Raw genomic sequence first — 15,756 nt, 5'->3', positions numbered from 1 at the left:
CACTATTGGCCCCCTCTTTTGATTGAAGATGACAACCTGCCTTATGAAACACATCTCTCGTCCGGCGCTGCTTGCCTCCTTGCTGGCTGCCGCCCTCTCTCTGCCTGCCGTGGCGGGTCAAGCCGCTACCGTTCAGCCTATCCCTGCCGGTGTCACCACCGTCACTCTGGCCCAGCAGGCGCCGATCCACTGGGTGTCAGTGGAGCAGATTGCCAAGAGTCTGGATGGCCTGCCCCCGATGGCAGTCGGGTTTGATATCGACGATACCCTGCTCTTCTCCAGCCCGGGTTTTTATCGCGGCAAGCAGGAGTTCTCACCCAACGACGAGAGCTATCTGAAGAACCCCGCCTTCTGGGAGAAGATGAATAACGGCTGGGATGCGTTCAGCATGCCGAAAGAGGTGGGCAAGGCGCTCATCGCCATGCATCTCAAGCGTGGTGACCACATCTATTTCGTCACCGGTCGCTCGGCCACCAAGACCGAAACCGTGAGCCAGACTCTGCAGCAGACCATGAATATTCCGGCTGACCAGCTCAATCCGGTGATCTTCGCCGGCGACCAGCCGGGCCAGAACACCAAGGTGCAATGGCTCAAGGATAAGCAGATGAAGCTCTTCTACGGCGACGCCGACGGGGATATCAAGGCGGCGCAGGAGGTCGGCATTCGCGGCATTCGTCTGCTGCGGGCCGCCAACTCCAGCTATCGGCCACTGCCGTTGGCAGGGGCGCTGGGAGAAGAGGTGATCATCAACTCCCAGTTCTGATCCGGAGCGGATCCATGCAACAAGGGCGGGGCTATTGGCACCCGCCCTTTTTGCATCCGTTATTCAGCTCGGGTCACTCGTCTGCCCACGGCATCTCGGGCAGGCTGTCGAGGAACTCGCCGTAACGGGTCAGATTGAAGGGGCCCTGATCGGCCTCCATTGCCATCAGCTCGGCACCGAGGGCGCAGGCGATATATTGCAGCGCCTCTTCCCGCGGGGTGCCCTTCATTACCAGCCGCATCAGGGTCGCCTTCACATGGGGCGGGTGACCGTCGTTGAGCTGGTTCTCCACCATCTCCAGCAGCGCGTCTTCATCAAAAAATTCCTGAGTGTCGTTCATGGGATATCCGCAACAGTGAATGTGGCGGCCAGTATAGCCTGAATGGGACTAACACCTTGAATGAACAGCGAATAAACAATCCGATGGAGAGGCCATTTGTTACCCATAATTAGGAGGAGTTTGCCAAGGCAAACAGGTTGGAACACAGATAACATGGATGGACACGCCTATGCCCACGATAGATTCCCTGCTGGCCGAGCCCAAGCTACTGCCCCAGATCCCGGAAGTGATGCGCGATTTGATCCAGACCTTCAATGAAAAGGATCCGGATCTGCTCAAGATCAGCAAGTTGATCAACAAGGACCCTGTCATCTCCGCCAAGTTGCTGCGGCTGGCCAACTCGGCCAAATTCGGTAGTAGTCGTCAGATCGGCACCGTCAATGAAGCCTCGGTGCGGCTGGGGTTGGCGATGGTGCGCAACATGGTGCTGGCCTGCGGGCTCACCGAATCGGTCACTGCGGTGCCCGGCATTGACCTCAAACACTTCTGGGGCAGCGTGTTCAACGTGGCGGAGCTGGCCCGTCGTCTGGCGGTGAAGAAGGGGATGAAGGGAGATGAGGTTTTTACCTGCGCCCTGCTCTACGATCTTGGCCGACTGGTGATGCATGTGGGCCTGCCGGAAAACACCGTCCATCACATCCACGATCTGGAGCTGCACAAGGGGCGGGCCAAGGCGGAAGAGCTGGTGGTTGGCTTCAACTATGCCCAGGTCGGGGCGGCCATGGCACGTTACTGGAAGTTCCCCGAGACCATCAGCAATGCGGTGGAGTATCACTACAACCCCATGCTGGCCAAGGAGTTCTCTCCCGAGGCCGGGTTGATCCATCTGGCGATCGTGCTGGCTGCGCAATCCGATGTGGGGGAAGAGGCGCCACCCGAGTGGCCCCACAAGGTGGCAGATGCGCTGGGGTTGAGCTGGGCCGATTGTGCCGCCCAGTTCACTGCGCTGCGCGAGCAGGGTAATGGCTATGCCGGGTTGCTGGCTGCCTGACCACTCTGCTACCGCTGTGTGACATCGTAAAAAGGGGCCGAGGTTGGCCCCCTTTTCATGGCCGTGAGCCCGCTATTGCTTGTCAGTCGGTTGTCGAGGGGGCACTCTGCTGACTTCGCCTGTTTTGAGAGAGCCCTTGCCATGATTACCTCCCCCCGTCTCGTTCTGCGTGAACTGACCATCGCCGATGCCCCCTTTATTCTTGAGCTGCTCAATGACGGTGACTTCTATCGCTACATCGGTGATCGGGGCATTCGTACCCTGGAACAGGCGCAGGAGTATATCCAGCAGGGACCGGCGGTGAGCTATGCCCGTCATGGTCACGGCCTCTATCTGGTCGAGCGCAGGGAAGATGGCGCCAGCCTCGGTATCTGCGGTCTGATCAAGCGCGATACCCTGGAGCAGGTCGATATCGGTTACGCCTTCCTGCCGCAGTATCGCGGTCAGGGTTATGCCATCGAAGCGGCGCAGGCTGCTCTGGCCGATGGCAAAAGTCGGCTGGGGATCGGGCAGGTGATTGCCATCGTTACGCCGGGCAACGAGCGTTCCATCGGCCTGTTGGCCAAGCTGGGGCTGGTGCGTAGTCGGCTGGTCAAATTGAGCGAAGATGCCGATGAGTGCCTGCTGCTGGAGCAGTGATCAAGGTCAGAGAGCTGGAAAGCGAATGGCGAGGTGGCTGTCAGGCTGAGTGACAAGCAAGAGGCCGGGTCTGGCTAAAGGAGTGAGAGAGAAGCAAAGAGGCCGCCGTGAGTTGCGGCCTGTCTGCATCGGGCGCTGCCGGAGGGCAGGCAGGATCAGTTGAGGTCTTCGATGGAGAACTCGCCAGCGATACCATCACAGGAGATGGCGAAACCGCCGCTGAAGCGGGTGCTGAACTGGATCAGAAACGCATCATTGTCGTGCTCTTGCACAGGCAGGTTGATGGGCTTGCTACGACGCAGGGGCTTGTGTGTTTGTACTGCTTTCATCATGGTATTTCTCTATATAAATTAGGTGTTTGCTCCTTGTATTGGCAAATGTCAGGTCAATGGGCGCGGTCGATTGGGTGAACGACAAGCGCGCAGGAATACCCAGCCCGGTTAAAGGGCGTCTGCACTTTCAAGGAATATGCTGATGCATAAATCAAATTGGGTGGGCAGATCGGGTCTGCACCGTGAGAGCCGGGCAACGCAGGCAGACAGCCTGACGGTTCTCAAGGCGAGTAAATCAGAAGAAGGTTATGCGGGTACTGGCAGGATTCATCGTGAGGTGAAGCATTGCAGGATAAACATAAACAGGGCTGATTAACTAGCCGGCGCGCATTCTCTCCTCGAAATGAATAAAAAGCAAACAATAATTTGCCGATGTTGAAGTCAGTACGCTTTTCCTCTGTGTAATCAAGGCGCTATCAGCAGCAAATATTCGCAACTATCCGCCATAAAAAGAGGGCTCCCGACGGGAGCCCTCTCTCATTCTGCAATCAGCACAGTGGGCCGACTCAGTAGTCGCCACAGGCCTTCTTGGCGGCCGTGATCATCGGGGTGATGGTCATGCCTTGCACCACGATGGAGAACATCACCACCGAGTAGGTCATCACCAGGATGACCTCCCGCAGATCGACACCATGTTCCGGGATCATCATGACGCCGGAGGGGAGTGCCAGCGCCATCGCCATGGCCAGACCACCGCGCAGGCCACCCCAGGTGAGGATCCGTACCGAGAAGGTGTTGTAATTGCGGAATCGGCGGAAAGCCACATAGGGCAGCGACACGCTGATAAAGCGGGCACCCAGGCAGAGCGGCACCGCAATGACCAGTAGGATCCAGTCACGCCAGGCGAGATCCAGCAGTACCAGCGCCAGACCGATCAGCAGGAACAGCAGGGCGTTGAGGAACTGGTCCATCAACTCCCAGAAGTGATCCAGGTGATGGCTGCTCTGCTCGGAGAAGCCGGAGTGACGGGTCCAGTTGCCGATCATGATGCCGGTGACCACCATGGCCAGTGCGCCGGAGACGCCGATCATGTTGGCAAAGGCGAAGCCGGCGGTCGGGATGCAGAGGGTCAGCAGCAGCTCCAATGAACCGTCATCGGTGGCGCTGATCATCACGTGGGCGATGAGGCCCAGCACGGCGCCGAACAGGATGCCGCCGAGGGCTTCGTGCAGGAACAGACCGGCCACGCTACCGAAGGTGGGTTCGACACCGCCAAAGGCGACGGCAAACACGGTAGCGAAGATGACGAGGCCAACACCGTCGTTGAACAGGGATTCCCCTTCAATCTGGATGGCGATCTGGGGTGGCGCCTTCATCTTCTTGACGATGGCCAGGACGGCAATCGGGTCAGTGGGGGAGATCAGCGCGCCGAACAGCATGCAGTAGACCAGCGGCAACTCCCAGCCCAGCAGCTTGGCGATAAACCAGAAGCCGTAGCCGATGAGGAAGGTGGAGAGCAGGGTGGCAATGATGGCCAGAATGGTGATCTCCCACTTCTGGCTACGCAGCGCCTTGAGGTTGATGCCAAGACCACCGGCGAACAGCAGGAAGCCCAGAATCCCCTTCAGCAGGAAGTTCTGGAAGTCGATGCTCTCCATGGTCTTGACGGCAAGAGGTTCCAGGTTGAACCAGCCCAGTTTGCCAAACAGCACCAGCAGTGCGGAGATCAGCATGGAGCCCGCAGTAATGGCGATGGTGGTCTGGATCTTCACAACATACTGGTTGGCAAAGGCGATAAAAATCGCCAACGCTGCCAGAAAACAGAGTGTGTAGTAGACGCTCATAGTTATTTTTTTCTCGTTGGTAGACAGCAAGCACGTATCCCTATGCAGGACGGGCATAGGTTACTCTCGGGCCCTATGTTACTCATTACCCATAAATGAGTATATGGTGGCGTATTTGGACTGATAGACGGCTAGATTTCCATTTTATTTGTTTGCTGTTAGGATGCTGTTTACGCAGTTGCATGGATGTAAGAGGAACACGCGGTGTCGAACGTAATGTCGAGCAGAGAGCCGAGCAAGCAGTCGGACGTAACAAAGAAGCTGGAAGCCTGCCTCAGGGAGCGGATCCTGATCATCGACGGGGCCATGGGCACCATGATCCAGGGCTACAAGCTGGGGGAGGCGGATTATCGGGGTGAGCGGTTTGCCGACTGGCATACCGACATCAAGGGCAACAACGACCTGCTGGTGCTGACTCGTCCGGCGGTGATCCGCGAGATCCACGAGCAGTATTGCGCTGCCGGGGCCGACATTCTCGAGACCAACACCTTCAACGCCACTCGCATCGCCATGGCCGATTACGAGATGGAAGAGTTTTCCGCCGAGATCAACCGTGAAGCCGCCCGTCTGGCCCGCACCGTGGCGGACGAGTGGACGGCAAAAGATCCCGCCAAGCCGCGCTTCGTGGCAGGGGTGTTGGGCCCCACCAACCGCACTGCCTCCATCTCGCCGGATGTGAACGATCCCGGCAAGCGCAACGTCACCTATGACCAGCTGGTGGCTGCCTACACCGAATCGACCCACGCCCTGATCGAGGGCGGCGCCGACATCATCCTGATCGAGACCATCTTCGACACCCTCAACGCCAAGGCCGCCGCCTTCGCGGTGGAAGGGGTGTTCGAGGTGCTGGGTTACAGCCTGCCGGTGATGCTCTCCGGTACCATTACCGATGCCTCCGGTCGTACCCTCTCCGGCCAGACCACCGAAGCCTTTTATCACTCGCTGCGCCACGTCAAACCGGTATCGTTCGGCCTCAACTGTGCGTTGGGGCCGGACGAGCTGCGCCAATATGTGGAGGAGCTGTCTCGCATCAGCGAATCCTGCGTCAGCGCCCACCCCAACGCCGGTCTGCCCAATGCGTTCGGTGAGTACGACCTCGATGCCGTCGAGATGGCGGAGCATATCCGCGAGTGGGCCCAAAGCGGCTTCCTCAACCTGGTCGGCGGTTGCTGCGGCACCACCCCGACCCATATTCGCGCCATGGCGGACGCCGTGGCGGGCATCAAGCCGCGCGTGTTGCCCGAGCTGCCGGTAGCCTGCCGCCTGTCGGGTCTTGAGCCCCTCATCATCACCCCTGAATCCATGTTCGTGAACGTGGGGGAGCGCACCAACGTCACCGGTTCGGCCAAGTTCAAGCGGCTGATCAAGGAAGGGCTCTACGACGAGGCGCTCGATGTTGCCAAGCAGCAGGTGGAGAACGGCGCCCAGATCATCGACATCAACATGGACGAGGGGATGCTGGACGCCGAAGCGGCCATGGTGCGCTTCCTGAACCTCATCGCCGGTGAGCCGGATATCGCCCGGGTGCCGGTGATGATCGACTCCTCCAAGTGGGAGGTGCTGGAAGCGGGCCTCAAGTGCGTGCAGGGCAAGCCGGTGGTCAACTCCATCTCCATGAAAGAGGGGGAGGATAAATTCATCGAGCAGGCGAAACTGCTGCGCCGCTACGGCGCCGCCGTCATCGTGATGGCATTCGATGAGGTGGGCCAGGCCGATACCCGCGCCCGCAAGTTCGAGATCTGCCAGCGGGCTTACCGGATCCTGGTGGATCAGGTCGGTTTCCCGCCGGAAGACATCATCTTCGACCCCAACATCTTCGCGGTGGCGACCGGCATCGACGAGCACAACAACTACGCGGTGGACTTTATCGAGGCGGTGAAGGACATCAAGACGCACCTGCCTCACGCCATGATCTCCGGCGGCGTCTCCAACGTCTCGTTTTCGTTTCGTGGCAACGAGCCGGTGCGCGAAGCCATTCACGCGGTCTTTCTCTACCACGCCATCAAGAACGGCATGGACATGGGGATCGTCAACGCCGGCCAACTCGCCATCTATGAAGACATTCCGGCAGAGCTGAAAGAGAAGGTCGAGGCGGTGGTGCTCAACCTCAATGACAATGCCACCGAAGAGCTGCTGGCCATCGCCGAGAAGTATCGCGGAGCCGGTGCCCAGGCGGAGGATCCGCGGGATCAGGAGTGGCGCAGCTGGCCGGTGGGCAAGCGGCTGGAGCACGCACTGGTCAAGGGGATCACCGACTTTATCGAAGAGGATACCGAAGAGGCACGCGCTGGCGCGGAGAAGCCGCTGCACGTCATCGAAGGGCCGCTGATGGATGGTATGAACGTGGTCGGCGACCTGTTCGGCGCGGGCAAGATGTTCCTGCCCCAGGTGGTGAAATCGGCGCGGGTGATGAAGCGGGCGGTGGCCTATCTGCAGCCCTATATCGAGGCGGAAAAATCGGGCGGCTCCAGCAACGGCAAAATCGTGCTGGCGACCGTGAAGGGGGATGTGCACGACATTGGCAAGAACATTGTCGGGGTGGTGCTGCAGTGCAACAACTTCGAGATTGTCGACCTCGGGGTCATGGTCTCCTGCGAGACCATTCTCAAGACGGCGCGGGAGGTCGGCGCCGATATCATCGGGTTGTCGGGTCTCATCACCCCGTCGCTGGACGAGATGGTGCACGTGGCCAAGGAGATGGAGCGTCAGGGCTTCAAGCTGCCGCTGCTGATCGGCGGTGCCACCACCTCCAAGGCCCACACTGCGGTGAAGATAGAACAGAACTACTCGGAGCCTGTGGTCTATGTCTCCAACGCCTCCCGCGCGGTGGGGGTGGCCCAGAGCCTGCTCAGCCCGGATCTGAAGGAGGCGTTTGTCGCCCGCATCGACAAGGAGTACGAGATTGCCCGGGATCAGCATGCCCGCAAGCAGCCGCGCTCCCACCCGGTCAGTCTGGCCCACGCCCGCGCCAACCGGCACCAGCTGGATTGGGTTGGCTACCAGCCGCCGAAGCCCCGCGAGCTCGGGGTGCAGAAGTTCGAAGATGTGGCCATTTCGGTGCTGCGCCCCTACATCGACTGGACGCCGTTCTTCCTCAGCTGGGAGCTGGCGGGCAAATTCCCGCGCATCCTCGAGGACGAGATCATTGGCGAGGAGGCGACCAAGCTGTTTGCCGACGCCAACGCCATGCTGGATCAACTGGAAAAGGATCAGAGCGTGCGCTGCGCCGGGGTGATCGGCCTGTTCCCGGCCAACGCGGTGGGGGACAGCATCGAAGTCTACAGCGACGAGTCTCGCACCGAGGTCATCAAGGTGCTGCACCACCTGCGCCAGCAGAGCGAGAAGCAGGGCTTCCCCAACTACTGTCTGGCGGACTATGTGGCGCCGAAAGAGAGCGGCAAGCCCGACTGGATCGGCGCCTTCGCGGTGACCGGCGGCATCGGTGAGGAGGCCATCGCCAAGGCCTACAAGGCGCAGCACGATGACTACAACGCCATCCTCATTCAGGCGGTGTGCGACCGTCTGGCCGAGGCCTTTGCCGAGTATCTGCACGAGCAGGTGCGCAAGGTGCACTGGGGTTATGCCCCGGACGAGGCCCTCAGCAACGAGGAGCTGATCCGCGAGAACTATCAGGGTATCCGCCCGGCCCCCGGTTATCCGGCCTGCCCGGAGCACACCGAGAAGGGGAGCATCTGGGAACTGCTGGAGGTGGAGCAGGCCATCGGCATGCAGCTCACCGAATCCTACGCCATGTGGCCGGGGGCGGCGGTATCGGGCTGGTACTTTTCCCACCCCGAGAGCAAATACTTCGCGGTGGCGCAGATCCAGCACGATCAGGTGGAAGATTACGCCGCCCGCAAGGGTATGACGCTGGCCGAGGCCGAGCGCTGGTTGGGGCCAAACCTGAACTGATTTCCGCATGACACCGGTTGATCTTTAACGAGAAACGGCGGCATCCTTGCACGGGTTGAACAACCTGCGCAGAGCCGCCGTTTAACCTGTTGGTCACAGTGACCGGGTTGCGTGCGGTTTGGCGTGGTTTGTCTTGTTGTCAGGATAAACAATTGGCGTTGTCTTGGCGCTGTGGCACCTTATACTCTCCCGCCCCATCCTGCCCAGGCACAGCCTTCTAGCGGAATTGTCATGAAGATCGCCATTTTATCCCGTGAGCCGAAAAACTACTCCACCCGCCGTCTGGTCGAGGTGGCGCAGGCGCGCGGTCATCAGGTAGAGGTGCTCGACACCCTGCGCTGCTATATGAATATCGCTTCCCACAACCCCTCCATTCACTACGAGGGTGGGGAGCTGGGAAGTTATGACGCCGTGATCCCGCGGATCGGGGCCAGCATTACCGCCTACGGCACCGCCGTGCTGCGCCAGTTCGAGATGATGAACACCATGGCCCTCAACAGCTCGGTGGCTATCAGTCGTTCCCGCGACAAGCTGCGGGCGATGCAACTGCTCTCCCGCCATGGCATCGGCCTGCCCATCACCGGCTATGCCCACAGCACCCACGACGTGCCCGACCTCATCACCATGGTGGGCGGGGCGCCGCTGGTGGTGAAGCTGCTGGAGGGAACCCAGGGGATTGGCGTGGTGCTGTGCGAGACTCAGAAGGCCGCCGAGAGCGTGATCGAGGCCTTTATCCAGACCAACAACAACATTCTGGTGCAGGAGTATATCCGCGAGGCCAATGGCGCCGATATCCGCTGTCTGGTGGTCAACGGTAAGGTAGTTGCCGCCATGCGCCGTCAGGCCCAGCCGGGAGAGTTTCGCTCCAACCTGCACCGTGGCGGTACCGCCGAGGCGATCAAGATCACCCCGGAAGAGCGCGCCACCGCGGTGCAGGCCGCCAAGATCATGGGGCTGGATGTGGCGGGGGTGGATATCCTGCGTAGCGCCCGCGGCCCGCTGGTGCTGGAGGTCAACTCCTCCCCCGGCCTGCAAGGGGTGGAAGCTGCCTCCGGCAAGGATGTTGCGGGCAAGATCATCGAGTTTCTCGAACTCAAGGCGAGCCGCAAGAACAAGCCAGCGGAGTGAGCCTTAGGCTTGCATCTGTCAGATAGAAACAGGGCGCCCTCGGGCGCCTTGTTGCTATCTGGCTGGTGGGTTGGCGGTGCCACTGCGCCCTCACCCTAATCCTCTCCCAAAGGGAGAGGGAACTCTCCGGCGGCGATCATCGCCAGCCGGGCGCTAAATACGCCATCCTCCAGCCGGGTGTCGATCTGCCAGCCCAGCTTCTCGCAGATGCGCTGGATGATGGTGAGGCCACAGCCGTAGCCGAGGATCTGATCCGGCGCCGCCGCCGTCGGGTTGCTGATGGTGAGCACCGGGCCGCACAGCTCGATGTCGATATGTCCCTCTGCATAGCTCAGGGCATTTTTCAGCAGGTTGCCGAGGGCGATGGCGAGCAGGGAAAGGGGGGCGTTTACTTCGCTGCTCTCGTCCAGATTAAGCCGGATATCGAGTGCCTCCCGCTGCAATAGCGGGGCGAGGCGGGCCAGCTCCTGACGGATCAGCGGGGTCACCTGCTGCAGCGGTCGCTCCACTGCCTCCTTGCGGCCCAGCAGCAGGAAGGTCTCGGTGAGCAGCGCCATCTCGTCGGCGGCGGCGCGGATGCGGGTGGTGGCGCGGGCGGCCGGTGCGGGCAAGTCCGTCACCTTGCCGAGCAGGGCGGCCGAGCCCTGGATCACCATGTTGGGGGTGCGCAGCTCGTGGCTAGCGAAGCGACTGAACTCCTGCTCGCGAGCGAATACGGCGCTCACCTCCTGCTTGCCGGCCAGCAGCGCCAGCTCGATATCCCGCAGCTCCTGCCAAGGGGCGTCGGGTTCGAAATCCGCCTGATCCGGGGTGAGGTGGGCGACCCTCTGTTGCAGCCGTTGCAGCGGCCCCGTGATATGGCGCACCAGCCAGATGCCGAAGCCGAGGCAGGCGAGCAGCAGGGTCACCCCGATCAGCCGGGTCGCCAGATGCAGCTTGTCCTCGTAGGGGTCGAGGTAGTCGTCTGCGTCGTCGTTGAACACCAGATAGAGCAGTCCCTCGCCGGAGGGGTGACGGGCCACCAGAAAGTGTTTGTCCTCCTTGCCCAGTTGGTGCTCGAAAAAGCCGGGAGTCTGGTAGGGCTTCAACCACTTGGGTAAGCGGCCCGCCTCGGTCCAGTAGCTGGAGAACTGTCTGGGGCTTGGAGCCGCCGCAGCCGGGCCGAGTCGCAGCCAGTCATCGCTGTAGCGGGTCACTTCGGCTTCCAGCCAGTGGCGCAGGCTCAGCTCCTCCATCTTGTCTTCGGCCACCAGCATCAAGCCGGAGAGCAGGATCAGCAGCACCACCCCGGCGCCGCCGAGCGCCATGATCAGGCGGCGGCGCAGGCTCGGCAGACTCATGCGCTCACCAGTCGGTAGCCCTGACCGTGCAAGGTCTCCAGCATGGGTGTGGGGAAGGGTTTGTCGAGCGCGTTGCGCAGGGCGTAGATATGGCTGCGCAGGGCATCGGAGTCGGGCTCCTCATCCCCCCAGACGGTGTCGAGTACCTCCTGACGGCTGACGATGGCGGGGGCGCGGCGGGCCAGCAGGGCGAGGATCCGGAACGGGATCTTGCCGAGCTTGAGGGGCTCACCGGCGCGGGTGGCGCGGCCGCTGGCGACATCGACCGTCAGATCGCCAAAGCTGATGGCCCCCACATCGCCGCGCGGGCCGCGCAGACTGAGGGCTTGCAGCCGCACCTCCAGCTCCTCCATGGCGAACGGCTTGACCAGATAGTCATCCCCTCCCGCCTTGAAGCCTGCCAGCTTGTCTTCCAGGCTGTCGCGGGCGGTGAGAAACAGCACGGGAGTGGCAATCCCCTGCTCGCGCAGGCGCGCCACCGTGCTAAGGCCATCGAGGCGCGGCATCATCACGTCCATGATGATGACGTCAAAACGCTGCTCCTCCAGCAGTTGCAGCGCCGCCTGACCGTGATAGGCACAATCGAGGCGGTGACCGGCCAGCTCCAGATAATCCATGATGGTTTCCGCCACCTGAGGATTGTCTTCCACTACCAAAATCTTCATGCTTTGCTCTCCTGGTTGGCGAGCGTTTCACGCTCTTTTCACACCGGATTCGGCATCCTGTTTGCCAGTGTAACCCCGAGGATCCCTGATGAAGAAGTCTCTCTGCGCCCTCCTGTTGCTGATCTTGTTGCCACTTGGCACCGCACAGGCGACCGAATTCAAACTGACCGGCCGCACCACCTGGCAGCTTGGCCAGTTGATGGTCAACGGCATGCCGTTCGTGATCGACGACCAGACCCGCTTCAAGGATTGGCTCAACGAAGATGATCTCGGCGGTACCTGGGTCGAGATGAAGGGGGTGGTGGAGAACGGCGTGCGTTATGTGCGCAAGGTCGAAGCCCTCGACGAAGATGACAAGGACGAGATGGATCTGGAGGGGCCGGTGGAAGGGGGGCGGATCTGGGGCTACACCACCTCGGACAACAGTCTGGCGCCGTTTGAAGGGCGCTGGCTTGAGCTGGAGTGCAAGTTTGACGGCATGCGCCTGAGCCGCTGCCGTGAGGATGACTGATCCGATCTCTGCGTTCCGATTAGAAATGCTCCCGAATGAAGCCCATGCTTGTCCAGCATGGGCTTTTTGTTCAGGGACGAACGAAGATGGAACAATCGAGAAAGTGGTGTGCATGGATGCTGGGTGTGCCGCTCTGGGCGGCGCAGGCGGGAGCCGACGAATTGTGGCTGGTGGAGCTGGAGCACAGCGACGGCATCCGCCTGCAATTTCAGGGGGCTGAAGTGGAGCAGGGCAGTGCCGCCGTCTGGCTGCAGGGGGAGATTTGGCCGCAGCCACTCAAACCCGGCGACCAGCTCGCTCTGCTGGTGGCAGATGGCGTTGCCACCCGGATTGAGCTGCTGGCCGCCAGAGCCCAGCTGGCCAATCAGCCCTGGCAGCGGGCGCAAGATCGCCTGCAATCCTTCGATGAACGGCAGCTCACGTTGGCAACCCTGGGCACAGTGCCACTCAATCCGCAGGTGTGCTGGGTCAACGGTTCCGCCGCCGATCTGCATGCCGGGAGCGAGCTGGTATTGATCCGTTCGGCGGATGGAATATTGCAGGGAATTGAAGTGATCAATCCGGAAGAGTAATTCAGCATCTTCTTATTTAATATAGCTTCACCATATTGTGGCAGGCATTAAATAATGACTGTCACAATATTTATGATTTATTTCTCAATAAAGTCATCGCTCTAATTATTTTCCTGCATCACCATCATTTTATTTGTCATGGATGTTTTTTGGTGGTTTATTTTATTTGTGTCAGGTTTTGTCGGAGTCCATACCTGTCAAATGAAAAAGGATCTTTCTACACAATAACAATTATCGTATGTCTGAAAGAGGGATAAATGATGAATAGAATAATTACCGCCAATCTGGCGTTTTTGGCGTATTCATTGATGCTCGCTCAGGTGCAGGCGGCTGAACCTGTCTACCCTGATCAGGTCAAGTGGGCGGGCCTTGGCACGGGCGTCTGTGCCAGTGGTTACCGTCCTCTGACCCGCGATGAAGCCATGAGTATCAAGGGTAATCTGGTCAGCCGTATGGGGCAGTGGCAGATCACTGGGTTGGCTGAGCGCTGGGTGATTATGGGGCCGGGATATAATGGCGAAATCAAACAGGGCACTGCCGGAGAAACCTGGTGCTATCCAAATTCACCGGTTTCCGGAGAAATACCAACACTCTCTGACTGGAATATTCCGGCGGGTGATGAGGTCGATGTGCAATGGCGGCTTGTCCACGACAATGATTATTTTATCAAGCCGGTCAGTTATCTCGCCCATTATTTGGGATACGCCTGGGTGGGTGGAAATCATAGCCCCTATGTCGGGGAGGATATGGATGTTACCCGGGTTGGCGATGGCTGGCTGATAAAGGGAAATAATGACGGCGGCTGCTCCGGATATCGTTGCGGGGAGAAGAGTTCCATCAAGGTAAGCAACTTCTCATATACCCTGGAACCCGACTCCTTCAGCCATGGTCAGGTCACCGAGAGCGGCAAGCAGCTGGTCAAGACCATCACGGCCAATGCGACCAACTACACCGACCTGCCCCAGCAGGTGGTGGTGACCCTGAAGTACGACAAGGCCACCAACTGGTCGAAGACCGACACCTACAGCCTGAGCGAGAAGGTGACCACCAAGAACAAGTTTCAGTGGCCGTTGGTGGGAGAAACCGAACTGGCCATCGAGATCGCTGCGAGCCAGAGTTGGGCCTCCCAGAAAGGGGGCTCGACGACCGAGACCGTCTCGGTTGAAGCGCGCCCCACGGTGCCGCCTCACTCCAGCCTGCCGGTGCGGGTTGCCCTCTACAAGTCCAACATCTCCTACCCCTACGAGTTCAAGACCGAGGTCAATTATGACCTGACCATGAAGGGCTTCCTGCGTTGGGGCGGCAATGCCTGGTATACCCATCCGGAGAATCGTCCGACCTGGGAGCACACCTTTGCCGTCGGCCCGTTCCGCGACAAGGCAAGCAGCATCCGTTACCAGTGGGACAAGCGTTATATCCCGGGTGAAGTGAAGTGGTGGGACTGGAACTGGACCATCAGCGAGTATGGTTTGTCGACCATGCAGAATAACCTGGGTCGTGTGCTGCGCCCGATCCGTTCGGCAGTGACCGGTGACTTCTATGCCGAGAGCCAGTTTGCCGGCGATATCGAGATTGGTCAGCCCCAGACCCGTTCCGCGAAGGCTGCGCAGTTGCGTAACTCCTCTGCTGAAGGTGTGGCTCTGACCGGTGTGGATCTGGACAGCGAGGCCCTTGCCAGCGAAGGGTTTGGCAACGTATCCCTGACCATAGCACCGGTTCAATAACCTCACTCGCAGGCCCCTTTCATGGGGGCCTGCATCACCTGCCGGCCATGGATCCCTCTCCGGATTGCCTATCTACCCCACTTCTCATATCACTCACTGTTACTGCCCGTGGCTCCTGATCCTGGTGGTCACTCCTGCGAAGGTGTTGACCCGTCTACAATAGGCGGGTTTATCCTCAGCCCGTTGGATGAAGGAACCCCTATGTTGACGATTACCCGGCTGGCCAGAGAACTGGGCCTGAGCCGCACCACCCTGCTCTATTACGAACGTCTCGGTTTGCTGCTGCCCGCCCTGCGCGGGGAGAACGGCTATCGCCGCTATGGCGAGGCCGAGCTGGAACGGGGGCGGCAGATCGCCAGCTTTCGCGCCATGGGACTGCCGCTCGAAGAGATCGGCACCCTGCTGGCAGCGAGGCAGGAGAGCCACTCCTGCCTCGATGGTCACCTGCTGCGACTGGAGCAGGAGATCGCCGAGCTGAGGCGGCAACAGCGGGCCATCATCCTCTATCGCCAACAGACACACGAGGAGATCCCCATGGTAGACAAGGCTCGCTGGGTTGCCATCATGCAGGCCGCAGGCATGACCGAAGAGATGATGCGCAACTGGCACATCCAGTTCGAGAAGATGGAGCCGCAGGCCCATCAGGAATTCCTCGAATCCCTGCAGATCCCCGCCGCGGAGATCGCCGCCATCCGCACCTGGTCGCGCGGGGAGTAATCTCGTCTGACCACAGCACCAGCCGTTGCCCCATATTGTTAACGGCTTGTGCTTTAGATTTTCCCCCTTATACTGGCGCCATCTTGTCGGAGTGCTGACCGTCGAACGACGCGAAGCTGAGACCGTTAATTCGGGATCCGTGGAACCTGATCAGGTTAAAACCTGCGAAGGGAACAAGGGTAACTTGCGGGTTACCGCGCCGGAGGAGGAACAAGCCTCTTCCGCTCATCGAAGGGATCACCCTTGATGGGTCAGGGCGCACAGGAGGGAGTCTGTCCCGTCCGGTTGTCCAGCACGTGGTGCGCATTGCCCACAGCGTGCAGAGAGCGGGAAGTGGC

General features: G+C 60.1%; 14 protein-coding genes and 1 riboswitch. Of the genes, 9 read left to right on the top strand and 5 right to left on the bottom strand.

All coding sequences use genetic code 11. The annotated features are described in order from the left end of the window. The first annotated feature begins 43 nt into the window (after window positions 1-43). Complete coding sequence (gene aphA, locus G5171_RS10220) at window positions 44-763, top strand: acid phosphatase AphA (protein WP_005342927.1); 720 nt, start codon at window positions 44-46, stop codon at window positions 761-763. 73 nt (window positions 764-836) lie between these two features. Here the strand turns inward: aphA and G5171_RS10215 are convergent, their stop codons facing one another. After that, entirely contained in the window at window positions 837-1,103 is a 267-nt protein-coding gene (locus G5171_RS10215; protein WP_005340078.1) for a hypothetical protein, read from the bottom strand. A 169-nt stretch (window positions 1,104-1,272) separates the two neighbouring features. Here G5171_RS10215 and G5171_RS10210 point away from each other — a divergent pair, with 169 nt between their 5' ends. Next, the gene (locus tag G5171_RS10210) at window positions 1,273-2,094 is read left to right on the top strand and encodes an HDOD domain-containing protein (protein WP_216979606.1); all 822 of its coding nucleotides are present in this window, start codon (window positions 1,273-1,275) and stop codon (window positions 2,092-2,094) included. A gap of 141 nt (window positions 2,095-2,235) precedes the next feature. Then, window positions 2,236-2,733, top strand: coding sequence for a GNAT family N-acetyltransferase (locus G5171_RS10205; RefSeq protein ID WP_216979605.1), 498 nt, complete (start codon window positions 2,236-2,238; stop codon window positions 2,731-2,733). 155 nt (window positions 2,734-2,888) lie between these two features. On the opposite strand, the gene G5171_RS10200 is transcribed toward G5171_RS10205, so the two are convergent. Continuing rightward, entirely contained in the window at window positions 2,889-3,065 is a 177-nt protein-coding gene (locus tag G5171_RS10200) for a hypothetical protein (RefSeq protein WP_005340085.1), read from the bottom strand. Between the two features lie 506 nt (window positions 3,066-3,571). After that, window positions 3,572-4,849 (bottom strand): cation:proton antiporter, encoded by a 1,278-nt coding sequence (locus tag G5171_RS10195; RefSeq protein ID WP_019446508.1) that lies wholly within the window; start codon window positions 4,847-4,849, stop codon window positions 3,572-3,574. 216 nt (window positions 4,850-5,065) lie between these two features. On the opposite strand from G5171_RS10195, the gene metH reads away from it, so the two are divergent. Both metH and rimK read left to right on the top strand, forming a co-directional pair. Continuing rightward, entirely contained in the window at window positions 5,066-8,761 is a 3,696-nt protein-coding gene (gene metH / locus G5171_RS10190) for a methionine synthase (protein ID WP_421260174.1), read from the top strand. A gap of 231 nt (window positions 8,762-8,992) precedes the next feature. Next, the gene (rimK, locus tag G5171_RS10185) at window positions 8,993-9,889 is read left to right on the top strand and encodes a 30S ribosomal protein S6--L-glutamate ligase (protein ID WP_005340088.1); all 897 of its coding nucleotides are present in this window, start codon (window positions 8,993-8,995) and stop codon (window positions 9,887-9,889) included. A gap of 95 nt (window positions 9,890-9,984) precedes the next feature. Here rimK and G5171_RS10180 read toward each other — a convergent pair whose 3' ends face one another. After that, entirely contained in the window at window positions 9,985-11,229 is a 1,245-nt protein-coding gene (locus G5171_RS10180; RefSeq protein WP_421244930.1) for a sensor histidine kinase, read from the bottom strand. Next, window positions 11,226-11,894: a response regulator transcription factor gene (locus tag G5171_RS10175; protein ID WP_005340090.1), complete on the bottom strand. Its 669-nt coding sequence runs from the start codon at window positions 11,892-11,894 to the stop codon at window positions 11,226-11,228. The genes G5171_RS10180 and G5171_RS10175 overlap by 4 nt, the downstream gene beginning before the upstream one ends. Before the next feature lie 88 nt (window positions 11,895-11,982). Between G5171_RS10175 and G5171_RS10170 the strand changes: the two genes are divergently transcribed. The 4 genes from G5171_RS10170 (at window position 11,983) to G5171_RS10155 (ending at window position 15,418) form a co-directional block, all read left to right on the top strand. After that, window positions 11,983-12,405, top strand: coding sequence for a hypothetical protein (locus tag G5171_RS10170; RefSeq protein ID WP_005340092.1), 423 nt, complete (start codon window positions 11,983-11,985; stop codon window positions 12,403-12,405). 86 nt (window positions 12,406-12,491) lie between these two features. Beyond that, window positions 12,492-12,977, top strand: coding sequence for a hypothetical protein (locus tag G5171_RS10165; RefSeq protein WP_421260136.1), 486 nt, complete (start codon window positions 12,492-12,494; stop codon window positions 12,975-12,977). A gap of 260 nt (window positions 12,978-13,237) precedes the next feature. Further along, window positions 13,238-14,701 (top strand): aerolysin AerA, encoded by a 1,464-nt coding sequence (aerA, locus tag G5171_RS10160; protein ID WP_421260173.1) that lies wholly within the window; start codon window positions 13,238-13,240, stop codon window positions 14,699-14,701. A gap of 201 nt (window positions 14,702-14,902) precedes the next feature. Next, window positions 14,903-15,418, top strand: a complete 516-nt coding sequence (locus G5171_RS10155) for a MerR family transcriptional regulator (protein ID WP_005342946.1) — start codon at window positions 14,903-14,905, stop codon at window positions 15,416-15,418. Between the two features lie 77 nt (window positions 15,419-15,495). Further along, window positions 15,496-15,608, top strand: a riboswitch (TPP riboswitch). The last annotated feature ends 148 nt before the right edge of the window (window positions 15,609-15,756 follow it).

The sequence above is a fragment of the Aeromonas sp. 600774 genome, assembly GCF_049175075.1.
Classification (GTDB): Bacteria; Pseudomonadota; Gammaproteobacteria; order Enterobacterales; family Aeromonadaceae; genus Aeromonas; species Aeromonas veronii_A.
Note: the sequence above shows the minus strand (reverse complement) of the source record. Positions and strands in the feature narration are given on the sequence as shown.